General features: G+C 59.7%; 24 protein-coding genes. 8 read left to right on the forward strand and 16 right to left on the reverse strand.

The window, feature by feature from the left end; genetic code table 11:
* Together XX99_RS25555 and hpnA are read right to left on the reverse strand one after the other, a co-directional pair.
* Window positions 1-732, reverse strand: a complete 732-nt coding sequence (locus tag XX99_RS25555) for a phosphorylase family protein (RefSeq protein ID WP_050062229.1) — start codon at window positions 730-732, stop codon at window positions 1-3.
* A 180-nt stretch (window positions 733-912) separates the two neighbouring features.
* Window positions 913-1,908 (reverse strand): hopanoid-associated sugar epimerase, encoded by a 996-nt coding sequence (hpnA, locus tag XX99_RS25560; protein ID WP_050062230.1) that lies wholly within the window; start codon window positions 1,906-1,908, stop codon window positions 913-915.
* Window positions 1,909-2,058: 150 nt separating this feature from the next.
* Here hpnA and XX99_RS25565 point away from each other — a divergent pair, with 150 nt between their 5' ends.
* Window positions 2,059-3,123, forward strand: coding sequence for a radical SAM protein (locus XX99_RS25565; protein ID WP_050062231.1), 1,065 nt, complete (start codon window positions 2,059-2,061; stop codon window positions 3,121-3,123).
* A gap of 116 nt (window positions 3,124-3,239) precedes the next feature.
* Here the strand turns inward: XX99_RS25565 and XX99_RS25570 are convergent, their stop codons facing one another.
* From XX99_RS25570 to XX99_RS25605, 8 genes are all read right to left on the reverse strand, one after another.
* Complete coding sequence (locus XX99_RS25570; RefSeq protein WP_050062232.1) at window positions 3,240-4,562, reverse strand: inositol-3-phosphate synthase; 1,323 nt, start codon at window positions 4,560-4,562, stop codon at window positions 3,240-3,242.
* 206 nt (window positions 4,563-4,768) lie between these two features.
* A complete protein-coding gene (locus XX99_RS25575) occupies window positions 4,769-5,512 on the reverse strand; it encodes a hypothetical protein (protein WP_156186216.1) in 744 nt (247 codons plus the stop codon).
* A gap of 220 nt (window positions 5,513-5,732) precedes the next feature.
* Window positions 5,733-6,371, reverse strand: a complete 639-nt coding sequence (locus XX99_RS25580; protein WP_050062233.1) for a DedA family protein — start codon at window positions 6,369-6,371, stop codon at window positions 5,733-5,735.
* A 92-nt stretch (window positions 6,372-6,463) separates the two neighbouring features.
* Window positions 6,464-6,925, reverse strand: a complete 462-nt coding sequence (locus tag XX99_RS25585) for a hypothetical protein (RefSeq protein WP_050062234.1) — start codon at window positions 6,923-6,925, stop codon at window positions 6,464-6,466.
* Entirely contained in the window at window positions 6,922-7,524 is a 603-nt protein-coding gene (locus tag XX99_RS25590) for an RNA polymerase sigma factor (RefSeq protein ID WP_050062235.1), read from the reverse strand. Before XX99_RS25590 ends, XX99_RS25585 begins: the two co-directional genes overlap by 4 nt.
* A 42-nt stretch (window positions 7,525-7,566) precedes the next feature.
* Window positions 7,567-8,007 carry a hypothetical protein gene (locus XX99_RS25595; RefSeq protein WP_050062236.1) on the reverse strand — a complete coding sequence of 147 codons (441 nt, stop codon included), beginning with the start codon at window positions 8,005-8,007 and terminating at the stop codon, window positions 7,567-7,569.
* 218 nt (window positions 8,008-8,225) lie between these two features.
* Window positions 8,226-8,519 (reverse strand): hypothetical protein, encoded by a 294-nt coding sequence (locus tag XX99_RS25600; RefSeq protein ID WP_050062237.1) that lies wholly within the window; start codon window positions 8,517-8,519, stop codon window positions 8,226-8,228.
* The gene (locus XX99_RS25605; RefSeq protein ID WP_231581620.1) at window positions 8,506-8,880 is read right to left on the reverse strand and encodes a BrnT family toxin; all 375 of its coding nucleotides are present in this window, start codon (window positions 8,878-8,880) and stop codon (window positions 8,506-8,508) included. The genes XX99_RS25600 and XX99_RS25605 overlap by 14 nt, the downstream gene beginning before the upstream one ends.
* Window positions 8,881-8,883: 3 nt before the next feature.
* Between XX99_RS25605 and XX99_RS25610 the strand changes: the two genes are divergently transcribed.
* Window positions 8,884-9,558 carry a YceH family protein gene (locus XX99_RS25610; protein WP_050062239.1) on the forward strand — a complete coding sequence of 225 codons (675 nt, stop codon included), beginning with the start codon at window positions 8,884-8,886 and terminating at the stop codon, window positions 9,556-9,558.
* Between the two features lie 65 nt (window positions 9,559-9,623).
* Here XX99_RS25610 and XX99_RS25615 read toward each other — a convergent pair whose 3' ends face one another.
* Window positions 9,624-10,403: a hypothetical protein gene (locus XX99_RS25615; protein WP_156186217.1), complete on the reverse strand. Its 780-nt coding sequence runs from the start codon at window positions 10,401-10,403 to the stop codon at window positions 9,624-9,626.
* A 443-nt stretch (window positions 10,404-10,846) separates the two neighbouring features.
* Here XX99_RS25615 and nth point away from each other — a divergent pair, with 443 nt between their 5' ends.
* Complete coding sequence (gene nth, locus XX99_RS25620) at window positions 10,847-11,614, forward strand: endonuclease III (protein ID WP_050062241.1); 768 nt, start codon at window positions 10,847-10,849, stop codon at window positions 11,612-11,614.
* Between the two features lie 63 nt (window positions 11,615-11,677).
* Here the strand turns inward: nth and XX99_RS25625 are convergent, their stop codons facing one another.
* From XX99_RS25625 to XX99_RS25640, 4 genes are read right to left on the reverse strand one after another with little or no spacing between them, the layout of a single operon-like run.
* Complete coding sequence (locus XX99_RS25625; protein ID WP_156186218.1) at window positions 11,678-12,481, reverse strand: uroporphyrinogen-III synthase; 804 nt, start codon at window positions 12,479-12,481, stop codon at window positions 11,678-11,680.
* Window positions 12,478-13,467, reverse strand: coding sequence for a hydroxymethylbilane synthase (gene hemC, locus XX99_RS25630; protein ID WP_050062243.1), 990 nt, complete (start codon window positions 13,465-13,467; stop codon window positions 12,478-12,480). The genes XX99_RS25625 and hemC overlap by 4 nt, the downstream gene beginning before the upstream one ends.
* A complete protein-coding gene (gene hemA / locus XX99_RS25635; protein WP_050062244.1) occupies window positions 13,460-14,785 on the reverse strand; it encodes a glutamyl-tRNA reductase in 1,326 nt (441 codons plus the stop codon). The genes hemC and hemA overlap by 8 nt, the downstream gene beginning before the upstream one ends.
* Window positions 14,782-15,597, reverse strand: a complete 816-nt coding sequence (locus tag XX99_RS25640; protein WP_050062245.1) for a cytochrome C assembly family protein — start codon at window positions 15,595-15,597, stop codon at window positions 14,782-14,784. Before XX99_RS25640 ends, hemA begins: the two co-directional genes overlap by 4 nt.
* Before the next feature lie 227 nt (window positions 15,598-15,824).
* Between XX99_RS25640 and XX99_RS25645 the strand changes: the two genes are divergently transcribed.
* The 5 genes from XX99_RS25645 (at window position 15,825) to XX99_RS25665 (ending at window position 22,675) form a co-directional block, all read left to right on the forward strand.
* On the forward strand, window positions 15,825-16,088 hold the full coding sequence (locus XX99_RS25645; protein ID WP_050062246.1) for a hypothetical protein: 264 nt from the start codon (window positions 15,825-15,827) through the stop codon (window positions 16,086-16,088).
* Window positions 16,089-16,319: 231 nt separating this feature from the next.
* A complete protein-coding gene (gene mutS, locus XX99_RS25650; RefSeq protein ID WP_050062427.1) occupies window positions 16,320-18,920 on the forward strand; it encodes a DNA mismatch repair protein MutS in 2,601 nt (866 codons plus the stop codon).
* Entirely contained in the window at window positions 18,917-19,981 is a 1,065-nt protein-coding gene (gene nagZ / locus XX99_RS25655) for a beta-N-acetylhexosaminidase (protein ID WP_050062247.1), read from the forward strand. Before mutS ends, nagZ begins: the two co-directional genes overlap by 4 nt.
* Complete coding sequence (locus XX99_RS25660) at window positions 19,978-21,144, forward strand: anhydro-N-acetylmuramic acid kinase (RefSeq protein ID WP_082125966.1); 1,167 nt, start codon at window positions 19,978-19,980, stop codon at window positions 21,142-21,144. The genes nagZ and XX99_RS25660 overlap by 4 nt, the downstream gene beginning before the upstream one ends.
* A complete protein-coding gene (locus XX99_RS25665; RefSeq protein ID WP_231581621.1) occupies window positions 21,137-22,675 on the forward strand; it encodes an ABC transporter substrate-binding protein in 1,539 nt (512 codons plus the stop codon). The genes XX99_RS25660 and XX99_RS25665 overlap by 8 nt, the downstream gene beginning before the upstream one ends.
* Before the next feature lie 53 nt (window positions 22,676-22,728).
* Here the strand turns inward: XX99_RS25665 and XX99_RS25670 are convergent, their stop codons facing one another.
* Entirely contained in the window at window positions 22,729-24,099 is a 1,371-nt protein-coding gene (locus XX99_RS25670; RefSeq protein ID WP_375782540.1) for a nucleotide sugar dehydrogenase, read from the reverse strand.
* Window positions 24,100-24,403: the final 304 nt, after the last annotated feature.

Here is a 24,403-nt window from a genome sequence, read left to right on the forward strand (position 1 = left end):
TTATAAAGTTTGCGTCAACGATTCCCGTGCCAATGTGGCTAACGCCGAGGCGGCAGCGCGGCTGGCGGTCCCAAGCTTGACCAGCGACGGCCAGTACCATGGGCGGAGGCCAATATAGGCCAGGAAGGCTGGCATGCGCAGCTCCCCTTCCCACGAGATGAAGCGGCTGAAGTCCGGCAGACGGTCGGTATATCCATCGGAAACGCCTTTGAAGCAATAGAAACGGCTCTTCTGCTGGCTGGCCAGCCGGGCGACCGCAGCCGCTTCCATGTCGACCAGGACGGCCTGGTTCCTCTCCGCCAGCTTGCGCTTTTCGTGTAGACGGGCGACGCGGTTCAGGGTGAGCAGGCGGGTTCCGGCGGAATCTCCGGTGGCGAATCGCTTTCCCGACTGGAGATCGATCACCTCGGAGATGGACGCGGCCATGCCCGGCTTGATGGCGCAGGTCAGAGCGCCAGCCCATCCGTAGGAGACGAGTACGTTGGGGTGAAACTCGGAGTTCGCCTGCGCCACGGCGCGATTGGCGGCAGCGGCGCCCATGCCTCCGGCTATGGCGATACAGGGGTAGTCGCCAATGGAGCCGGTCCAGGCATGCTTCCCGGTCTGCTTCCATCCCTGGACGAGCGGCTTCAACTCGCCGGGAAGAGCGGCGATGATGGCGATGCGTGTTTGAGAAGACGATGGAGGCGTAGATTGAACCAGAGAGCGATCCCTCAGCGGCTGAAGCCGCACAGATTTGGTTATTCCATGTACGGGCTGAAGCCCGTACCCTTCAACTAAAGCCCGTACCCTTCACGATAGCCCGCACCCTTCACTCAAACCCGTATTCTCAACGCAAGACGGCACCCATCGCCCGGATTCTTTAGGTCCGACCCCTGCGACTTGACGATCGGGCGAATGTCTCTCCGAAGGTCATGCCGGCGGCGCGTATCCGTGCGCGCGAAACCAGGCGATGGCGGCTCGCAGTGCCTCATAGACCGGGACGATGCGGAAATCGAGTTCGCGCTGGGCCTTGGCAGATGAAGCGAACATCTTCTTCCTGCCCATGCGCACCGCTTCCATGGTAGCCCGCGGCTCCTTGCCCAGGATGCGGCCGGTGATGGTTTCATCGAAGAAGGCGAAGATCATGGCGACGGAGTGCGGCACCTTCATTGTCGGCGACGGGAGGCCGGTAATAGCGGACATCTTGTCCAGAATCTGCTTCAGCGTGAGGTTCTCCCCGCCGAGAATGTAGCGCTCGCCGGAGCGGCCTTTTTCGAGCGCAGCCGCATGGGTTCTGGCGACCTCCGCCACATCCACCAGGTTCAGCCCGGTATCGACGTATGCGGGAAATTTCTTGTTCAAAAAATCGACGACGATACGGCCGGTCGGCGTAGGTTTGACGTCCTGCGCGCCGATAGGTGTGGTGGGGTTCAGGATGATGACCTGCTGGCCGGCGCGGGCGGCTTCGATCGCCACCTGCTCGGCCATGAACTTCGACCGCTTGTAGTGGCCGACCATGTCGGCGAGTGAGACGGGCGTGGTTTCGTCGACGATGGTACCGTCCGATTTGAATCCCATGGTGGCTACGCTGGAGGTGTAGACGACGCGCGCGATCCCCTCTTCCCGCGCAATGCGCAACAGGGAGCGCGTGCCCTCGACATTGGCGGCATACATATCCTGCGGATCGCGAACCCAGAGGCGGTAGTCGGCAGCGACGTGCATCAGGGCGTCGCAGCCGCGGATCGACGAACGCAGCGTTTCGGGCTGCCGCAGGTCGCCGACGATGGTCTCGGCCTGCAGCCCCTCCAGATTCGCCATGTTGCTGGTGGGCCGCACCAGCAGGCGAAGCTGCGCTCCCTGCAATGCAAGGTGCTTCGCGACATGCGCGCCGACAAAACCTGTAGCTCCAGTGAGAAAGACCTTCATGTGATAGGGAAAGAACTTCTGCCCGAACGGTCATTTTACGGGAAGCAGGCCTGGACCGTATTCAGGATGCGCGAAGACGTCCCGCCAATCGAATGACATTCCCGTGACATCCGCGCCGTCCGCGTGGCGATACCCTGAAGAGGTCCCGATATGACGACTTCTCTCGTCCAGATAGCGACGCCTCCTGCCGCCTCTTCGCTTGCCTCGCAGGTGATCGAACAGCTGCCGGTGCTGGTGCTTTTTCCGCACAATCGCTGCAACTGCCGGTGCCTGATGTGTGACATCTGGAGGATTCGCGAGGTTCGCGAGATCCGGACTGAAGATCTTCTGCCTCACCTCGAGTCGTTTCGCGCGCTGGGCACGCGCTGGATCGCGTTGTCTGGCGGCGAAGCACTGCTGCACCAAGACCTGCGCGGCTTCATGGAGGTTTTGCGTAACGAAGGCATCCGCATCACGATACTTTCGACCGGCCTGCTGCTCGGCGAGAAGGCCGCAGAGATCGCCGAGTTCGTCGACGACGTGATCGTCTCACTGGATGGCCCACGCGAAACCCATAACAAAATTCGCCGCGTTCGCGACGCCTTCGAGCAGATGGCGCATGGCATCGCTGGCCTGCGATCGCTACGCAAAGACATGCAGATTGCGGCGCGCAGCACCGTACAGAAGAATAACTTCCGGCAGATAGCGCAGACCATCGACGCGGCGCACGAGCTGGGGTTGGACTCCATCTCGTTTCTTCCTGTCGATGCGACGTCGGAAGCCTTTAATCGCGAGGATGGATGGAGCGATGACCGGCAGGCGACGGTCACACTGAGCCGCGAAGAAGTCACCGAGCTTTCGGATGGGCTGGAACAGTTGAGCATCGACTATGCCGAGGATTTCCGGAGCGGGTTCATCCGCGAGAGCCCGGAGAAGATGCGCCGCATCGTCCATCATTTCCGCAGCGCGCTCGGGGATGCGGAGCCGGTCGCTCCTCGCTGCAACGCGCCCTGGGTCTCGGCGGTCGTCGAGGCCGATGGAACGGTGCGGCCCTGCTTCTTTCATCCCAGCATCGGCAATTTTTATGAGCGTCCGCTGGCTGAGATCGTGAACAGCGATGCCGCCCTGCGCTTTCGCGCTTCGCTGGATATCGAGAGCAACGCCATCTGCAAGAAATGCGTCTGCTCGCTCTACTACTCGGAAGCTCCTATCAATTCCGAAGACGCCGCGAGATAGCTCGCCTGAGCTGAGTTTCCTCGGCTTCGCTCGGAATGACCTCCTGAAGAAATAAAGGCGCGGCATTGAGATGCCGTGCCTTTTTCATTTCCGATTCGCTGGAACGCGATTCAGGGTTAGTCGTAGTACTCGAGTCCGAGGTGGGTGATCAGCTCATGCCCCATGATGTGGCGGAGGGTGTTCTTGAGCTTCATCTGCTGGATGAAGAGATCGTGCTCGGGATACAGGCCGGGGGCGCTCTGCGGGGACTTGAAGTAGAAGCTCAGCCACTCCTGAATGCCTAAGTGCTTCAGCGCCGGAGTCCGCTGCGCGAGGTCCAGAAGGATGACCAGATCGAGGGCCAGAGGCGCGGCGAGGATCGAATCGCGGCAGAGGAAATCAACCTTGATCTGCATGGGATATCCGAGCCATCCGAAGATGTCGATATTGTCCCAACCCTCTTTGTTATCACCGCGCGGCGGGTAATAGTTGATGCGAACCTTGTGGTACAGATCCTTGTAGAGATCGGGGTAAAGCTCGGGCTGGAAGATGTAATCCAGCACACCCAGCTTCGACTCTTCCTTGGTCTTGAAGGACTCGGGATCGTCCAGCACCTCGCCATCGCGGTTGCCGAGGATGTTGGTCGAGTACCAGCCGCTGACTCCCAGCATGCGCGACTTGAAGGCCGGAGCGAGAACCGTCTTGATGAAGGTCTGGCCGGTCTTGAAGTCCTTGCCGCAGATGGGTGCGCCGGTCTGCTTGGAGAGCTCGATCATGCAAGGCAGGTCGACGGTGAGGTTCGGTGCTCCGTTGGCGAAGGGAATGCCCTCCTTAAGGGCGGCATAGGCGTAAATCTGCGAGGGAGCGATGGCGGGGTCGTTGTCGACCAGTCCCTTCTCAAAGGCGACAAGGGTCTGGTGAACAGCCGTGGGCTCGAGGAAGATCTCGGTCGAGCCGGTCCAGATCATGACCACGCGCTCCACCTTGGACTTGAAGTTCTGGATGTCGGCAATGACCTGCTGGGCGAGATCGCACTTGTTCTTGCCAGTCTTCACGTGCGTGCCGTTCAGCCGCTTGACGTAGTGCTGGTCGAAGACGGCGGGCATCGGCTTGATGTTCTCGAGAAACGGCTTGATGGTGTTCAGGTGGTCGTTGTCCAGCACCTGGGCGTGCTTGGCCGCCTCGTACATGTCCTCGGGGAAGATTTCCCAGCCAGTGAAGACGATGTCGTCGAGTGAGGCCAGCGGCGCAAAATCCTTAATCAGCGGCGTGTTGTTGTCGGTCCGCTTGCCGAGGCGGATGGTCCCCATTTGGGTGAGTGAGCCAATCGGTTTGGCCAAACCTTTGCGGACCGCCTCGACCCCGGCAATCAGCGTGGTGGCCACGGCGCCCATGCCGACCACCATGACTCCAAGTTTTCCTTCTGCTGGCTGAATGTTTTCAGCCTTGGGTGTAGACATCGCGTGCTGGTCTTCCTCTCAATTGAAAATGTTTGAGGTTACAAACATTTCAGTGTCGCCCGCGCCGCGCAGGTTTGGCAAACATCGCGGGCTCAAGCGGTGGATTCCGCACTTCAATGGAGAAGACCGGCCATCCAGTGACAGCCGGTAGGTTTTCCTCCCGGCCATCCCTGCTTCGCGGCCTAATCTTCGGGGATCTGGGGGTTCTAGCGGATTACGCCGTTGGCGATCTTCATCCAGAACGGCGGAGCCTTCAGCAACAGTTGAATGGCGAAGGTCTGAACGACGATCAACGCGGGTAGCGCGTAGAGATACACCGGATGCACTCGCCTGTTGAGGATCAGGTCGCGCACGACGCCGAGAAAGATCAGCAGGTCAACGCCTGCATAGAACCACGGAAATGGCAGAAGGTATTCCGGAAAACGCCCAAAAGCGGCCGCAGTAAGCGCGCAGGAGGCGATCAGGACCAGGCGGCGATGAAACTCAGGCTTCTTCCGCCAGAAAATTGCCAGCGCAAAGGGAACAGTGAACGAGGCGATATCACAGAACTGTACGCTCAGAAACGGAACCACCGAGTCGTCATGGAGATAAAGGATGTGAAACCGCGCCATGCCGACGGCGGCGGATATCCCTAGAACGGGAATTACCACACCCAGAGCGGCGCCGAACCAGCCGAGGCTGCGATGGATACGCACATTGCGGGTACGGACCAGCGCAGACTGCAGGATGAAAAATACTACCCATCCCGAAAAGACCGTCGCGTGAAGATAGAGGAGCCATGGACGGCGAGGTGTGGCATGGATCAGGTTGTGGTCAATGGTATGGCTGAAGCCATAAATCACAGTCACCGCAATCAGCAGGGACATGAAGAAGTAGAAGTACTTGTTCAGCAGACTCACGAATGGAGTGGTTCCAGCCTGCCTGGCAATACCCGCGTACATGGTATTCATAGAGGCCTCAATGGAGTCCGATTAATTTTTTGTGGGGAGAGAAAAATGGTAGCACGCAGGCATTAACACCGGCTGCCCGTCCTGTATTCCTGCAGGCAGCCGATTCAAGTACTGTTTCCGTTGCATGGGGCAGGCGTGAGCGCCGCAAACAGCCGCCAGTTCACGGCGCAGCGCTCAGAGAAGAATGGAGCCGGCGCATTTTGACACCGGAAGCGGGTTCTTATGCCTGGCTAGGCCGCACGCGGTCCTTCCAGTGTGTCCAGACGAACCAGACGATGCCAGCGAGAATCACGATTTCGACGGCGAGGTGGAAGCGATGGAAGGCGGTCTTAAACGCGGGATTGGTCTCCCAGGCCTGACCGAGCTTCATGCCTACGTAGGCCAGGACGAAGCACCACGGCCATGATCCGAGAAATGTGTAGATATGGAAGCGAAGCTGGTTCATGCGCGCGATTCCGGCGGGAAGCGCGATGAATGTGCGGATGACGGGGAGCAGACGGCCTACGAAAACGGTGATCGATCCGTAGCGGCTGAAAAAATGTTCGGCGCGATCCAGATCGCGTTGATCGAGCAGAACGAACCGCCCATATTTGGCAATGAAGGGCCGACCTCCCCACGCGCCGATCCAGTAGGCGATGGCCGAGCCGAGATTGCAGCCGATGGCTCCGGCGGTGGCCACGCCGATCAGAGTGAGTTGTCCGGCATGCACCAGATAGCCGGCGAAGGGCATGATGATTTCAGAAGGAAGCGGGATACAGGCGGATTCGATGCCCATCAGCGAAGCGACGCCGGCATATCCGGAAGCCGAGATAACAGCGATGATGAAGTGGGCCAGAAGAGCGATGATTTTCTCAGACATTCGTGGGCAGTATACGTGAGGACTCCGCGTCGCAGCGATACGCGCCTCAGCGTTGGCATTGGTTGGCCGCGTCGCTGTAAAACCTGAGCGGCTCAGTCAATCTGCGGTTTGTCGCGGCGCACCGCGTACCAGAGCCCGCTGCAGACGAAAACGGCGGCGAAGCCGGCTCCTGCGATGGATTCGGTCATGGTCTTTGCCGTAAGCCCGGGCAGCATGGACTCTCCCGCATGCGCGGACAGCGCACGCATTCCCCAGGCGATGAAGATCACGGCGTAGAGCAGGCCTGCGCCTTTGAGTACACGAACCACGCGCTCGGCGCGATCGAGCGCAGAAACTCTCTGACGGCGCTGGACAGCGGCCCACAGCTGCATGGCGGGCGGCAGCTCAGCACGAGCTTTCAGCTTCGCGGCATCGCTGCGGAGGGCAGGTGCGATCTCCAATGCCTGCCGGCAATCTGCGCAGGCATCTTTGTGGCGCAGCAGCGCGGCCGGCCAAGCGCCGGAGCGCTGCGCCCGGATCATCTCGCCCTCGAACTTGCATCGCATCGCGCTCATTTCTTCTCCATTGTAGACAGAGTTCCTTGATTCGCCGGACCTCCCGGCAGCAGCATCGAAGCTGCGCGGCGGCGCGCACGAAAGAGCAGCAGCCGGATGCTCAGCGCGCTGAGGCCGGTGGTCGCGGCGATCTCCGCGTGGCTCATGCCTTCCACATACGCCAGCCAGAGCAATTGCCGCTCCCGCGGCTTCATCCGCTGCATGGCGCGCTGGACATCCATGCGGGCGGCTTCGTCTCCCGCCAAAGTTGGCAGGTCGGGCATCGGCTCGTCATCGATTGCGTGGCCATAGATTGCCTGATCGTGCATCGCCTGCTCGCCGCCGCGCCGCCACCGGTCATGCAGAAGATTGGTGGCGATGCGGAAGAGATAGCTGCGGGTCTGCGCCTCGTCGAGGCCACGCGGATTGCGGACGAAGAAGCGGCAATAAGTCTCCTGCAACAGATCGTCGGCGACATCGGCACGCCCGGAAACTCTTCGCAGATAGGCCCAGAGCGGACGCGCCGTGCGGTCATAGATGACCTTGAAGGCCTCTTCATCCATGGCGGCGTCGCGGCTGCTGCCTCCGGCGTAGTTCGTGATGGTGTCGGCCAGGGTCATTGAAAAAATTTGCGCTAGCTTCGCGGTCCTAGCTCCGTAGTCCTAGCTCCGTGGCCCACGATCGAAAAGCCCGAACGAGCGAGAGAGGAAGAACGACACAACGGCAGCGACGCCGAAGCCCACGCCTAACGCCACCGCCAGGATTCCGAAGATGGTGAAAGCTTCGTCCGAGAACGGCAGCTTCGAGCGCAGCACCAGTAGCGCCGCTCCAAAGCAGGCGATGATGATGCCGGCCTGCGTGCTGCTGAGAATACGTTCGTAAGGCGTAACTCGTTCCGTGGTCAGATCGGCAACGAACTTCTGGCCAGAGGGCGTGTTGACATAGGCCAGCACATTTTCAGCCGAGCCCAATTGGTGCAACAGCCGACTCTGCACATCGGCTTGAAATCTTGCAATTTTGTAGCGGCGGATCGAAGAGAAGAGAACCCAGACGATCCAGCCGATCATGAAAAATAAGCTTCCCGGTACGAGAACATCCTGCATGGCGTGCGCTCCTGTGGAGGAAATAACCGCGTTCATCCGATAAAACGAGCGGATGGGTGGAACGGTTAACAGGGGGAGCAGATTTTTATTTTGGGGACAGTCGCCGGCTGCGCCGCAGGCTGATATTGGCGGGCGCGCAATCCCCGCCGCGTGCTAGAAAGCATACCGTTTTCGCCTGTAATTCGGATGCGTTCGGGAGAGATGCTGGACTGGTTGCCTTAGGCGCTCCGCAGCCCAGCTTCGGCAATTGCTGCCGAGATAATCTCGTCCTTCACGCCACGCCTGCGCAGGCTCTCAGCAAGTGCTTTGGCCGGTGAATTTTCCAATCGCGCCAGATCCTTCCGCAGGCCCTGTCCAATGTAAGCGCGGATCAGAGGTTGATAGCCGGAGAAACCAAGCTCCGGTGCTATTTCTTTTAGATCCTCGATGACATCTTCAGGAAGACGCATACTGATCGTGGTCATGGCGCGATCCTTCACCAGCCGCTTCTTCATCCGGTCATTCATCTTCATATCGCCTCCGCTCCTGCGCCGTTGCGATTCGAGCCGAAACGATCCGAATCGTCTCTCCTTCGCGCATGAGGTGAATTACATACAGCACGTTCCAGTCTTCTGTCAGACCGATAGCAGCTTCCCGCTGTTCTTCATCAGTGCCGCCATCTTCAATCCGAACAAAAGGATCGAAGAAAACCTCGCACGCGTGCTCGAAAGCCACGCCATGCTTAGCCAAATTGGTCGCAGCCTTCTCCAAATCCCAGGTAAATTGCTGCCCGTGATAAAGGAAAACTGCGTTCATCTGCCCTCTTAACGTATATACGTTGTATATATTAGCAGCAGCACTGTTCAAAACGCCCGCTATGCTTGATACGAGCACCCCATGCCCATCCTCCTCGATACCGATGAAGTTCGCGTGCTCGGCGCGCTGATCGAAAAAGAGATCACGACGCCGGAGTATTACCCGCTCTCGCTCAATGCGCTGGTCAACGCCTGTAACCAGAAATCAAGCCGCGATCCGGTGATGCAGCTGGATGAAATCGCGGTCGAGAGGGCGCTCTCGCGTCTCGAAGAGATGGATCTGGTGCGGCGGGTTCACGACAGCCGCGTGCCCAAGTTCGAACACCAGTCACGCAGCCGTCTCGACCTGAAGCGGCCGGAGATCGCGGTGCTCTGCCTGCTGATGCTGCGCGGGCCGCAGACGCCGGGCGAGCTGCGCAACCGCTCCGACCGCCTCTACACCTTCGACGACATTGCCACCGTGCAGGCCACGCTGGAGCGCATGATGCGTCAGCCTACTGAGGAAGACTCCGCGCAGCGCAAGGAACAGGGGCCGCTGGTAACGCTGCTTTCCCGTCGCTCCGGGGAAAAGGAGGCGCGGTATGCGCACACGCTGTCCGGAATTCCCGAGGTGACGCGGAGCGAAGTCGCCATTGCGAGCACAGCCAATGCCAGCACCGATCGGCTTACGCTGCTGGAGGGCGAGGTCGCTGCTCTGCGGGAGCAGCTGGAAGCAGCGTTAGAACGAATCGCTGTGCTGGAAGCTCTTCGGGGATAGAGAGTTTTGCCGACCTTTGAGATACCGACATTTATGGCGAAACCGCACGATAAGGCTCTTTATATTCACACGTTGTTGCCCGTTGCGCTTGGGGTGCTGCTTCCGTACAAGGCATCCAGGCTGGTAAGACTTTGGTCAATTGCTGTTCCTGATTTCGACTCCAGGAGAGTCGAGATGATGTTGAGCAGTGGGCTGCTTGATATCGTTCCTGGATTATCCCCAGCGTAGGTTGCGAGGTCGGTGATTTGCTGAGTCCGAGTCTGCGCCGAGGAAGACGGGGTGTCCGTAGCATGCTCGGAAAGACCATTGATCGTGATGGCGCTAGCCTCCGCTGCTGCGCTCGTGGCGCTGTAGCCTTGCTGGACTAAATAGTCGCTAATATTTGCTGTGCCTTCTACCATAAGCGCTGCTTCACCTGCAGTATCCCCTTTGCTTATCGCCGTGGATATTCCGCCCGCTACATTATCGGGCGCGGCAAGCTTTGCCGTGGCGAGAATTGACTGCGCCTCCCCCAAATTGCCTGAAGCGGCCGCGTTCTTTAGGTCGGAGAGATCCGTCAGGTACTGGGCCGAAGGGGTTGTATACGGACTATCGTATACGTTCGAACTCGACAGGCTCGACGTATACGTATCGATCGCGCTCCCCACACCGGCGAGGTTGTCTGAGTTCAATATGTCTGTATTGAGAACGGAGAACAGGCTGTCGGCATTCGACGCGTTCACCGTATTCGCATCTCCACCCAAAGCGAAATCGATGCTCTCTGTGCTTAGTGATACCGGGTTCGAAGCTGCTGTGTTTCCTCCTACGTAGCCTGCGTTACTGCCTAATCCAGAAATGCCGGTCATGAAAGTACCCCCTGATCAGCTCCAAGCACGCCGGGAACCATTCCTTATACTGGCTTCCCTTTAACCTAAATTACAAATAATGTTGAGATTTCTTATTGAGTTAGTAAGTGGATAACTCACACAATGGCTAACTCAGCCCATACGGCACTTCCAAATCAACAAGCATAGGGCGGCAAAACTTGCCGATCAAAGATGGGCAAGTTTTGCCGGGGGTGTGCCAGTTGCGTGCGACGATCCGTTGAAAAATCTCCGCTGCCGGGCGAGTCCTGATACATCTCGCCCGGAGAAGCGGGGGGCGCGTGACGTCCTTTGTCGATCACTACCACGCAGTTGTGCCGTCCTCATGGAACAAGGAGCCTGCATAGTTGGCTTCCTGTCGATGCACTTCCCAATCCCATCCCGAAGCACACCTGATCGAATTCCTGTAAAACATTCCTATCGCCATGCCAATCGCCAAGAAAGCCCCGACCAAGCCAACAAAGACTGCAAGCAAGAAGACGGCTTCCGCAAAAGCGGTCGAGAAGAAGCCGCTGACCGCACAATCAAAGGCCGGCGCGAAGTCTGACCTGGCGCCGGAGCGCATTGCCGACATCCTGAAGCGTCTGCAGGAGGCGTATCCCAACGCGGAGTGTGCGCTGCACCATCGCAACGCCTGGGAGCTGCTGGTGGCGACCATCCTCTCGGCGCAGTGCACCGATGTTCGCGTGAACATGGTCACGCCGGAGCTCTTTCGCAAATACCCCACGCCGAATGCCATGGCCGAGGCTTCTCTGCCCGCCATCGAGGAGGAGATTCGCTCCACCGGCTTCTACCGCAACAAGGCCAAGTCCATCTCCGGCGCGGCCAAGAAGATCATCGGCGACTTCAAAGGCCAGGTCCCACGCACGCTGGCCGAACTTACGACAGTTCCGGGCGCGGCGCGCAAGACGGCCAGCGTGGTGCTTGGCGTGGCATATGGACTGGCCGAGGGCATCGTGGTCGATACGCATGTGCTGCGCCTCTCGAAGCGCCTGAGTCTTACCCAGGCCACGGAGCCGAAGAAGGTCGAACAGGATCTGATGCAGATCATTCCTAAAGACCACTGGATTCAGTTCTCGCACGAGCTGATCCATCACGGACGGCAGGTGTGCATCGCGCGCAAGCCACGCTGCGTGGATTGCACGCTGGAGACGGTGTGCCACTCATCGGATAAGACGTGGAGTAGCTGGTAGGGAGCAGCTAAAAAGCGGGTGGCTGAGAAGCGGTTCGCTTAAGTCCGGTCAGCTAAGAAACGGTTAGCGAACGGCTAAAACCTGCACGGTTGCAGCGATCAATCCGTGCAGGTCGTGGGGGCTGGCTTCGGTGGATGGTTCCCATTGATGGTCGCGTAGGGTTTGGCTGGTGACCGGTCCAATCGAGATGGCTTTCATCTCCTCAGGAGGACGGTCGATTCCGGCTTCCTGCAGCAGCAGAAAGAAGTTTGTCACCGCAGAGGAACTGGTGAAGGTTGCCGCGTGTGGAATTGTCTGCTCCGAGGCAAAAACTTCTGCGATCCTTTTCGCTGAGTTTTCCGGAACCATCGTCCGGTAAGCATCGATGACGTCGATATGTGCCCCGTGCGCAAGGAGCGTCTCCGGAATAATGTCCCGCGCTATCGCCGACCTGGCCAGGAGCACGCGCGCGCCGGAAAGATTATCACCGAGAGAAATCAGGAGCGATTCCGCGACGTATTCCTTCGGCGTTATGTGAACGCTGAGCGCAATTTCGCGCAAGGCGTGCGCGGTTGCCGATCCCACAGCAGCGATCTTCAGATGTGTAAAAGCGTTTGCATCGATTCCGGTCACGGCCATGCGCTCGGCCAGAACGCGAACCGTGTTGGCGCTGGTCACAATGAGCCACTGGTAGCGATCCAGGCTGCGAAGAGCGGCGTCCAGCGGGTCGTAAGAAGCAGGCGGCAGAATTTCGATTGCGGGAATTTCGATAACCTCTGCACCCTGCGCCATGAGCTGCGACGAGAGCTGTCCGGCCTGGTGGCGGGCGCGGGTGACCAGAATTCGTTTCCCGGTCAGCGGCTGCATTCCGCTTTCGTCTGCGATCACGGCGTGGTGACGCCGGTCTGAAGCGGCGGCGATTCGATCAACGCGAGAATTGGCCCAGCTCCCTGCTCGACGAGATGAGCAGCCAGCTTCTTCCCCAGAGCTTCGGGACTTTCATCGTGGCGGCAATCGAGTTCAGCGCGCAGGATGCTGGCCCCGTCCGGCGAAGCGACCACGCCCAGAATGTCGAAGCCATTCGAGATCGGCCAGCAGTGCACGCCGATGGGCACCTGGCAGCCTCCGCCGAGCGCGGCGAGCGTTGCGCGTTCCGCGGTGACGGCGAAGCGGGTCGCGGCGTCATCGAGAAAGGCCAGGGCTTCGAGGGTCGCGGTGTCCTCCGCGCGCGCTTCGATGGCCAGCGCACCTTGGCCCGGCGCGGGGCAAAGGATCAACGAGGGAAAGCGCTCGCGAAGATCTTCCGTACGCTCCAGGCGATCAAGGCCGGCGGCCGCGAGGATGATGGCTTCCACCTGGCCCTCGGCGAGCTTGCGCAGGCGCGTGTCGACGTTGCCGCGAAACTCGACGTATTCCAGATCGCGGCGCTGCGCGCGAAGCTGCGACTGGCGGCGCAGGCTGCTGGTGCCCACGCGCGCGCCCTGCGGCAAAGAGGCGAAGGTCTCATACTTCACCGAAACGAATACGTCGGAAGCATCGGCGCGTACGGGGATAGCAGCAATCGTAAAGGGATCGGCAAGATCAGTCGGCAGATCCTTCAGGCTGTGGACGGCGAGATCGATGCGTTTCTCGAGAAGTGCTTCTTCGATCTCCTTGGTGAAGATGCCCTTCGAACCCGTCTGCACGCCAACCTGAGCGAAGGTTAAATGCTGCATCGCGTCGCCAGTGGTGCGGATAATCTCGATGGAAACTTCGTGGCCGCGGGCGCGGAGTTTGTCCGCGATGTGATGGGCCTGCCAGAGAGCCAGCTGCGATCCGCGTGAGCCGATGCGCAGGGCGCAGAGTGCAGAGTGCGGAGGATTGCGATCAGTCATTCTCTTCCTCAAAGGAATGCGGGTGCCCCGCCTCTCGATGCGACGTGGGACTCACTGACTCTTGAGTCTCATTCAACTGGAAGGCGGTGCGGATTGCATTCAGCGCGTCAGTGTTGCCATCGCGAGCCGCGCTCTTGAGCGCCTGCAGGGGATGATGCAGGAATTTGTTCACCAGCCCACGCGTGACGGCTTCGACTGCGGCCATCTGATCTGGAGTGAGCGACTGCAGCCGCGAATGCGCGCGCCGCAGCTCGGCCTGCCGCACGCTTTCGGCATAGGATTGCAGACCGACCAGGGTCGGCACCACGTCCAGCGACTCGATGCGGCGCTGGTAGCGAGCCACTTCCTCCTGAAGAATCGTCTCAGCGCGCTCGGCCTCGCGCGAACGCCCGGTGAGATTCGAAGTTGCCAGCGATTGCAGATCGTCGATGTCGTAGAGGAAGATGCCGTCCAGCCGGTTCATCTCGGGCTCGACATCGCGCGGCACGGCAATATCGATGAAGATCATGGGGCGGTTGCGGCGGCGGTGCAAAAACTGCTGCGCGTGTGGCGTGCGGAAGAGGAACTCCGGCGATCCGGTGGAAGTGATGACGATGTCGGCTTCGTCGCCGCGCGTGTAGAGATCTTCGAAGCGGATGACGTGGCCATCGAACTTCTGCGCCATCTTCACCGCCCGCTCGTGGGTGCGGTTGGATATCAGCAGCGAGCTCGCACCGTGTCCCAAGAGGTGACGGGCAGCCAGCTCGCTCATCTTGCCTGCTCCCACCAGGAGCACGCGCTTGCCTTCGAGCGAACCGAAGATCTTTCGCGCCAGATCGACAGCTACCGATGCAATGGATACCGAAGAAGCGCCGATCTGCGTCTCGCTGCGGATCTTTTTCGCGGTGGAGAAGGCGCCCTGCAGCAGCCGTTCCAAATTTCCGCCGACCGCGCCGACGGAACGGGCGACGGTGTAGGACTCTTTTACCTGGCCGAGAATCTGCGGCTCGCCAACCACCATCGAGTCGAGGCTGGAGGCGACGCGGAAGAGATGGCGGACGGCTTCAGTCTCACGATAGTGATAAAGATGCGGAAGCAGCGAAGCAGCGTCGACCGAATACTGGCGATTGAGATACGTCTCCAGCTCCGGGTCATCGCCTTCGTAGGCGACCAGCAGCTCCACGCGATTGCAGGTGGAAAGAATCAGGCCTTCGCGAATGCCGGGATGCGAGAGCAGCGAGCGCGTCTCCTCGGCGAGCTGATCCGGAGCGATAGCCAGCCGCTCGCGCAACTCGACGGGCGCGGTCTTGTGATTCAGGCCTGTGAGCAATATCTTCATGGAGCGCTGAACCTGTGCACTGTACTGAATAGATTCGCGGCCCACACACTCAGCATCACCAGAAAGACGATGGAGGATAAATAAACGGCGCGGCGGCCGCGCAGGCCGGTGCTGCGGCGCACAAAGAGCATCACCACGTACAGGCCCCACATCACGAAGGACAGCAAGACTTTAGGATCGGCGAAGTAGGCCGCACCTACGCTCTCCTGGGCGATGAGCGAACCGGCGAGAAGTCCAATGGTCATGCCATGGAAACCGAGAATGAGCGTTCTTTGGGCGATCTGATCCATCGTATCGAGGGGCGGCAGCCAGTTCAGGAAGCCGGGCGAGCGCTTGTCCTTAAGCCGCCTCTCTTGAATTAGATAGAGAAAGCTGGCGATGAGACTGAAAATAAGCGCCGCGTAGGCCATCAGCAGGGCCGTGACGTGAACGAAAAGCCAGCCGCTGCGAATGACGGGCGAAGCAAAGGTGTACTTGTCAGGCCCGAGCGCCGGCACCACGACCAATAAAAAGGCCAGGGGAAGCGCAAAAATCCCGAAAGACAGGGTCCGATAGCGTAAGGCAATGACCAGAAAGACCGTGGAAATCAGCAAGGCCAGCATGGACTGAACCTCATGCATTCCCACCGGCATCAGGCGGTGCGCAAGGGCCAGCATTTCCACCGAGGAGACCAGGTGCGCAAACCAGGCTAGCCCGGCCAGCGGAAGGCAGATCGTTCTCCATCGCGGCCGGTTGCCGAAGACGGCGGCGAAGACCGACACGGAGGCCAGTCCATAGAGAACCGCAGCCAATCGGAGCCACAAGAGAAACATAATTGCCTTAAACGGAAGTAGATTCTTCAGTATAAGCGTTTCTGTGCAGGCGTTGCGGGGAGCAGCGGTCGCGCGCAGCGCATCCCCGGACCGTGATCCCGCGAAAAAGGATCGCCGAAAAGTTTGACCATGCGTCAATCGTTGTTATTCCTGCACCGATGGTCGTATCCGGAGCACATCCAAGTCTGTGAGGCATGTCACAATCCTGCCGAATCGGAGAGAAATTTATGGATTATCGTGTGAAACCGGGCGACCTTCAGGAAGATCAAGTTTCCTCTTACCTGGAAAGCCAGTCGGCGAAGCTGCCTTCGAGCTTTTATCTGGGAGCAGCCATTGCTTCCATGGCCGCATCGCTGGCCCTGAAGGCTGCGGGGAAAGACAACTACGCGCTGTTCATCGGGCAATGGGCAGCCCCATTCCTGATCATTGGGACATATAACAAGATGGTGAAACAGCACGGCAGCGACCCCACGGCACGAGCCACCAACTAGCTCCCGCATCCGCCTTTCCGGCCCCCCCTTTCCGACAGCAAAGTCGTAAAGAATGGGCGCTCAAGCATGGGCGAAGCGAGCGAAGCAGTAACCGAACGCGCCGAAGGCGCAGACGTCTGGGCGACAAGTGCCGGCTAGTCCCACTGGTGGCCAGCATGTCCTTCGCGATATGCTGGCCTTTCCGTGTCCGATATTTTGATTCCCCAGAACGAGGCGGCTCAGACGCCGCTGATGCGCCAGTATTGGGCGGCCAAGCGCCAGCACCATGATGCCCTGCTGTTTTTCCGCATGGGCGACTTCTACGAGCTCTTTTACGAAGACGCGAAGGTCGCTTCGCGCGAGCTGCAGATCACGCTCACCGCCCGCGACCGCGAAAAAACTCAGCCCATGTGCGGCATGCCCTACCACTCGGCCGAGAGCTATATCACGCGGCTGCTGCGCAAGGGCTACCGCATCGCCATCTGCGAGCAGATGGAAGACCCGAAGCTCACCAAGAAGATCGTGCGCCGCGATGTGATCCGCGTGCTCACGCCGGGGACGGCCATCGACCCGGCACTGGGGTCCAGCGAAAATAACTATCTGGCTGCAGTGCACGTCGCTGGTGGAATGGTGGGCCTGGCCTATCTTGACCTCTCGACCGGCGATTTTCGCGCGACCGAATTTTCTGGAGCCACCGCGCTCCTGCAGTGTGCGGATGAACTCCAAAAGCTGGGGCCGACCGAGGTGCTGGCCAGCGCCAGCAATCCTTTGCTGAGCGAGAGCAAAGAGCTGGCCGAGGCGTTGGGACGAGCCCGCACCAAAACCAGCGTCGACGATTGGGCTTTCACGACGGATTACGCAATTCCACTCTTAGAACGGCAGATGGGCACGATGTCGCTCGAAGGCTTCGGCCTGGCGCAGCATCGAGCCGCGGCGGTTGCTGCCGGCGTGGTCATTCACTACGTGCGGCAGACGCAGCAGAACGACGCCGGCCACGTCGACGCCATCCGCTACTATGAACGCAGCCAGCACATGCACCTGGATCAGGTGACAGTGCGCAATCTGGAGCTGCTCGACCCCATCTTCACCGATGCCGGAACAGAGGCCACGCTCTTTCGCACTCTCGACTGCCTGATGACGCCGATGGGCAAGCGCCTGCTGCGCTCTTCGCTTCTGCGGCCGCTGCTTGAGGCCGCAGACATTCAGCAGCGATACGACGCCGTTGCCGAGGCCAAGCAGAACCTCATCCAGCGCGAGCAGTTGCGGCGCAGCCTGGGCGGCATTCTGGATCTCGAACGGCTGCTGGCGCGCATCTCTCTCGATAGCGCAGGGCCCCGCGATGTGCTGGCGATGGCTGCATCGTTGAAGCACCTGCCGCAGCTGTGCCGGGATGTGGCCATGCTCGCGGCTGAATTATGGCGCGGCGCGTACGCGCGTCTCGATACCTTGGAAGACCTTTGCGCTGCGATCACGAAGACGTTGGTGGCCGAGCCTCCGCTCACGCTTGCCGATGGCGGAGTGATTGCGGCAGGCGTAAACAAGGAGCTGGACGAGCTGCGCGACATCAGCCACAGCGGGCGCTCGTCCATTGCCGCAATCGAAGAGCGCGAACGGCAGCGGACAGGCATTCAATCGCTCAAAGTGAGATTCAATTCCGTCTTCGGCTATTACATCGAGATCACCAAATCGAACCTCGCCCATGCGCCCGCGGACTACGAGCGCAAGCAGACGCTGGTCAATGCCGAGCGCTTCACCACACCGGAGCTGAAGGAATACGAGACCAAAGTTCTCACCGCGCACGAGCGCTCCATCGACATCGAGAAGCAGATTTTCGCCGAGCTGCGGCGGCAGTTGATGGAGAACTCCGGCCGCATTCGCAAGACCAGCGCGGTCGTTGCAGAGATCGACCTGCTGGCGAACTTCGCTCATCTTGCCTCGCTACGCAATTACACGCAGCCGCAACTGGAATCGTCGCCGGTGCTGGAGATCGCGGCAGGGCGGCATCCTGTCATCGAGTGTTTGATGGAAGAAGCGGGTGAAGGCCGATTCATTCCGAACCATCTCTATCTCGATTCCGAGGGGCCGAGCCTGCTGCTGCTGACCGGGCCGAATATGGGCGGCAAGTCTACCTATCTGCGGCAGGCCGCGCTGCTCGCGATCATGGCGCAGATCGGCTGCTTCGTTCCTGCCGAACGCATGCGCTACGGCATCGTGGACCGCGTCTATACGCGCATCGGCGCCAGCGATAACGTCGCGCGCGGCCGCTCCACCTTCATGGTGGAGATGATGGAGACGGCGACCATTCTGAATACGGCCACCTCGCAGTCGCTGATCCTGTTGGATGAGATGGGCCGCGGTACGTCCACCTTTGATGGCCTGGCCCTCGCCTGGGCCACGGTCGAATACCTTCACGCGCGGGTGGGCGCCCGCACTCTCTTTGCCACGCACTATCATGAGCTCACCATTCTCGCCGAGCAGCTCACCAAGCTGAAAAATCTGCGCGTGGCGGTGAAGGAATCGCCGCAGGGGATCGTCTTTCTGCACTCCATCGAAGAAGGCCCGGCGAACAAGAGCTACGGCATCGACGTGGCGCGGCTGGCGGGGCTTCCGCCGCAGGTCATCCAACGCGCACGACAGGTTTTGAAGCAGCATGAGCGAGCCGAACGCATGAATGTCGCGGTCGAAACCGAGGCACCGTTGCAGATGACCATGTTCACTCCGTTGTCGCAACACGTGATCGATCGCCTGGAAGAGACCGATATTAACTCGCTGACTCCGTTGCAGGCGCTGAATCTGCTGGAAGAATTGAAGGCCGAGATCAAAGCCGGACAGGCAGGAGCGGCGAAGGCATGAACCTGCGACAACAGGTTGGGCAACTCATCATTGCCGGCATAGAAGGCCCCCAACTTACGGCGCTCGAGCGCGCGTGGCTGAGGTTGATCCAGCCCGGTGGAGTGATCCTGTTTCGCCGCAACATCGAGGGGGCAGCGCAGGTCGTGAATCTGCTGCGCGAAAGCGCAGACATAACACCGGTAGCGCAGTTTCGCTGCATCGATCTCGAAGGCGGGCTCGTCGACCGGCTTCGCGATCTGATCGCGCCGATGCCATCGGCGGCAGCGGTCTTTGCCACCGGCCGCAGCACAAACTATGTGAAGCACGGCCGCCTCATCGGCAAAGAGGCGCGTGCGCTGGGCTTCAACATCACCTTCGCTCCGGTGCTCGACCTGGCTCTGCCTGCGTCGGAAGCCGTGATGCGGACGCGGGTGGTTGCCGATGATCCGCAGGACGTGATCGCGTACGCCGACGGCTTTCTCGACGGGCTTGCGCAAGAGCATGTGCTCGGCTGCGGCAAGCATTTTCCTGGTCTCGGCGGAGGAACGCTCGATTCGCATCACGCCATGCCGGTCATCGATCGCAGCTGGAACGAGCTTTGGGATAACGACCTGGCTGTCTTTCACTCGCTGGCTCGCAAGCTGCCGATGATCATGGTCGCGCACGCGGCTTATTCCCTGGTGAAGGATAAGAAACCGGCATCGATCTCGCCTTACTGGATCTCCGATGTTCTTCGCAAGAAGATCGGGTTCAAGGGGCTCATCCTCTCCGACGACATGGAGATGGGCGGCATCCTCACGCAGACATCGATTGAGGAAGCCGCGGTGCAGACCATCGCAGCGGGCACCGACATCGTTGAAATCTGCAGAGATCCCTCGCTGGTGTTGCGCGCCTATGAATCTCTGCTTGCTGAAGCCGAACGCTCGGCGGCCTTCCGCAGGCGAATCGAAACAAGCTGCCGTCGAGTCCTGTCCTGCAAGCGCCGCAACCTCACTTCGCCTCTTCCTAAAATCCCCTCTGACGCCGCGATCTCGCGTCTGCGCCTTGCCGTAGAAAAATTCGCCAAGGACGTGGCGGCATGAAGAAGAGCATGATCGTCGCCGGTGTAATGAGCGGGACTTCGGCCGATGGGATCGATGTTGCGCTGGTGAAGATTTCTCGTGGCGCAGGTCAGCCGCGGCTCAAGCTGCTCGCGCATCACTCGGTCTCCTATCCGAAAGCTTTGCGCAATGCCGTGCTGTCGGCCATGAACGCGCAGGAAACATCTGCTGCGGAGCTGGCGCGATTGAACTGGCGTCTGGGTATGGCTTACGCCGAAGCAGTGAGCGCAGCGGTGGCCGCATATCCTGTGAAGCTGGATCTGGTTGGCTGCCATGGACAGACCATCTACCACCAGGGCAAGCCGGCAACATACGCAGGACGCTCGTTCGCATGCACCTGGCAGTTGGGCGAGCCGGCGTTGATTGCGGCTGAACTGGGCGTGCCTGTTGTATCGAATTTCCGCCCGGCTGATATGGCTGCGGGCGGGCAGGGCGCGCCGCTGGTTCCCTTCCTCGACTTCACTCTCTTTGCACATGCGAAGCGGGCGCGCGTGCTGCAGAATATCGGTGGCATCGGCAATCTCACCTTCCTTCCCGCTGGAGCAAAACTCGGTCAGCTCATTGCCTTCGATACCGGCCCAGGCAACATGGTCATCGACGCGCTGGCCGAGCAGCTCTTTCAGCAGCGATTCGATCGCAACGGCAGTATTGCAAGGCGGGGACGGGTCTTGTCCGATGTGATCGAAACGGTCGTGCGAGACAAATATTTCGGCGAGGCTCCTCCAAAGTCGGCGGGGCGCGAGCAATTCGGGGTGGAATTCACAACGCGATTGCTCGACATGTGCAGAAAGCAAAGCGCGAGACCCGAGGACGCTATCGCAACCGCAACCGCGCTAACCGCGGCGACCATCGCGGAATCCTATCGGCGTTTTGTTCTACCGCTTGCGAAGAATTCCGCGGTTGACTACATCGTCTCCGGCGGAGGCGCTCGGAACGGGGCGTTAATCGCCATGCTGCGCGAGCGGCTGGAGCCGTTGGGCTGCAAGGTTTCGCTGATCGACGATGCAGGCATGCCTTCGCAGGCCAAGGAGGCAGCGGCCTTCGCATTGCTTGCTTGGCAAACATGGCATCGGCTACCTGCGAACGTCCCCAGCGCAACGGGAGCGGACCGTGCTGTGATCCTAGGTGAGATCTGCTATGGCTAGCAGCCTCGCGCGGGCTCTCTGCGCCTCACTTATGCTCGCTTGTGTGGCCTCCTGCTCCCGACACGATGCGGCGGAGAACACAGTCACCATGCTCATCGAGAGCAGCCCTACCAATCTCGATCCACGCGTTGGCACGGATGCGCAGTCGGAGCGCATCGATCCGCTCATCTTCGATTCCCTGGTGGAGCGCAATAACAACTTCGGGCTCGATCCGGAGCTCGCGGAGCGATGGGAGATTCCGAATCCACTTACTTACATCTTTCATCTGCGCCAGGGAGTGAAGTTTCAGAACGGCCAGCTTCTCACCTCGCGCGATGTGAAGTGGACGCTCGATTCGCTTTTGAACGGCACAGTTGTGACCATCAAGTCGGGCGCCTACCGAACCATTCAAAATGTTGAAGCACCGGATGACAGCACGGTTGTCATCCACATGAAGAAGCCCGATCCCGCATTCATCTGGAATCTCTGCGATGGAGCCTTTGGCGTCGTGCCTTATGGCAGTGGGCGCGATTTTTGGCGGCATCCGGTCGGCAGCGGAGCGTTTCGCTTTGTCAGCCAGGAGACGGACAAAGACGTGGTGGTGGAACGCTCTCCAAATTATTGGGGACCCGCGCCCCATATCGACAAAATCCGCTTTGCGGTTGTTCCCGACTCGACCACGCGGGCGCTCGAGCTCGAAAAGGGCTCGGCAGATATCGAGATCAACGCTCTTCCTCCGGACATGGTCGATGCCCTGCGCAGAAAGCCCAGCCTGGCCGTTGAGAACGGCCCCGGCACAGTGCTCAACTATATCGTCTTCAATGTTCGCGATCCGCTGCTGAAGGACGCGCGGGTGCGCCGCGCCATTGCCCTGGCCATCAATCGGCCGCTGATTATCCAATCGCTGCTGCGCGGGCTGGCGCGGGAAGCCGACAGCATCTTTCCGCCCGAACAGCCCGCCTACTGGAGCTCGAAGAACGATCCCACTCGAATTACCTTCGATCCAGCTCAGGCAAGCGCATTACTTGACGCGGCCGGCTATCATCGCGGCCCGGATGGCATTCGTTTTCACCTAGGGATGAAGACTTCGACCGACGAGACCACGCGGCTGCTCTCGGTAATTGTGCAACAGCAACTGGCACAAATAGGGATCGCGCTCGATCTGCGCAGCTATGAGTTCGCAACATTTTACGCGGACCTGACCAAAGGCGCGTTCCAACTGGCTCCGTCACGCTGGATCGGCGGCAACGAGCAACCGGACATCTTTCATTACGCCTATTCCGCCGCCAGCTTTCCTCCTCACGGCGGCAACCGTGGATACTATGCCAGCGCCGAGCTCGATCATCTGCTCGACGACGCAGCCGCAAGCATCGACCCGCAACATCAGCGGGCCGATTATGTGCAGGTGCAGCAGATTCTGGCCCGCGATCTGCCTTCGATCAATCTTTGGTATCTGGATACGGTCGTTGTCCACTCGCGTCGATTGGGCGGCGTACACACCTCGCCCTCCGGAAACTTTGAATTCCTGCGGACGGCAACACTTACTCATTAATGTGGGATGGCCTGCGTGAGGCCACTAACGATAGCGGCCCCACGCACAGATGCTTAACAGAGAACGACGTTGTCCGAGGCGATGCCCTTGGTGGCGTTGCGCGTGTCCACTACCAGCCGGGACTCTCGCACGATGCGCGCATAGTCGTAGTCGGAGTGGTCGGTCACGATTAGAACGCAATCGTATTGACCCAGGTCATCGAGAGGCACGCTGCGCATGTCGAGGTGATAGTGGCGTCCATGACCGACGTACGGAAAATATGGGTCGTTGTACGAGACAACCGCGCCCCGCTTGCGCAGCAGCTCGATGATAGTCAGCGAAGGAGATTCGCGCAGGTCATCGACGTCGCGCTTGTACGACATGCCGAGCACGAGGATCTTCGAGTTCTTCAGCGCCTTGGCCTGCTCGTTGAGCGCCGCTGCGGTCTGCTCGATCACGTAATACGGCATGGCGGTGTTGACCTCGCCGGCCAGCTCGATGAAGCGTGTGCGGAAGTCGAATTGCTTCGCCTTCCACGAAAGATAGAACGGATCGATGGGAATGCAGTGGCCGCCCAATCCGGGGCCGGGATAGAACGCCTGAAAGCCGAAGGGCTTGGTCTTCGCAGCATCGATCACTTCGAAGATATCGATGCCCATCCGCTGGCAGAGCTGCTTCAGCTCATTGACCAGCGCAATGTTGACGCAGCGATAGATGTTCTCGAGAAGCTTGGTCATCTCCGCGGTCGCGGGAGTGGAGACGGGAATCGTTCGATTGAAGATACTCGAGTAGACGGCCGAAGCCAGCTCCAGCGCCACCGGTCCAGCTCCGCCGATCACCTTGGGCAAATCGCGGCGCGCCACGGTGTCATTGCCTGGATCTTCGCGCTCCGGCGAAAAGGCCACATAGAAGCCGTTTGCAGACGCATCGCGCGCCGCACGCAGACCATGCGCGTTGTCCTCTTCCAGGATCGGAATCAGCACTTCTTCCGTAGTGCCCGGATAGGTCGTGCTCTCGAGGATGACAAGCTGTCCCTCATGTAGATGAGGCGCGATAGCCTCGGCAGTATCGCGAATGTAGCTCAGGTCCGGTTCGTGAAACTCAGTGAGCGGCGTGGGGACGCAGATGATGATCACATCCATCTGCGCGATCTGGGCATAGTCGGCAGTCGCGCGAAATCCACTGCGCTGTGCGGCTTCAATCTCGGTTGCGGGAATGCGAACGATATACGAGCCGCCCGCGTTCAGCGTGCTCACCTTCTTCTCGTCCACGTCGAAGCCGGTCACGGCGAAGCGTTCTTCACTGAAGAGCAAGGTGAGAGGCAGCCCAACATAACCAAGCCCGATGACGCCGATCCGGGCAGTGCGGTTGTCAACCTTGTTCAACAGCGACGGGCTTGCGGCTGTCGAGGGTAGCGCGATTTTCATCTCTTTTTTTGTTACCATCGGGATCATTCAATGATATCCAATATCTAAACAACACAAAACAAGGGGTCATAGTAAAGAGCAAGTATATTTACTAATCAATAAACAGATAGCCCCGCTCAGGTAACATTCCGATAGTACTGTTGAGTGTTACCGCCCCCTCTGCTACTTTACGTTGTGTCACGCTCCTTACTTCCACACTGTGAGCGGACAGCCTTCGGCTTAGTGAATATTCCACTCTTTCCCTTTTAGCGTCTCTGCGCTTTTGCTCTTGTACGTCTGCCAAAACTGCTGATTTGTGGCCCACAACGCCGCGGAAAGAGCT

The organism is Silvibacterium bohemicum, from assembly GCF_001006305.1.
GTDB lineage: Bacteria > Acidobacteriota > Terriglobia > Terriglobales > Acidobacteriaceae > Silvibacterium > Silvibacterium bohemicum.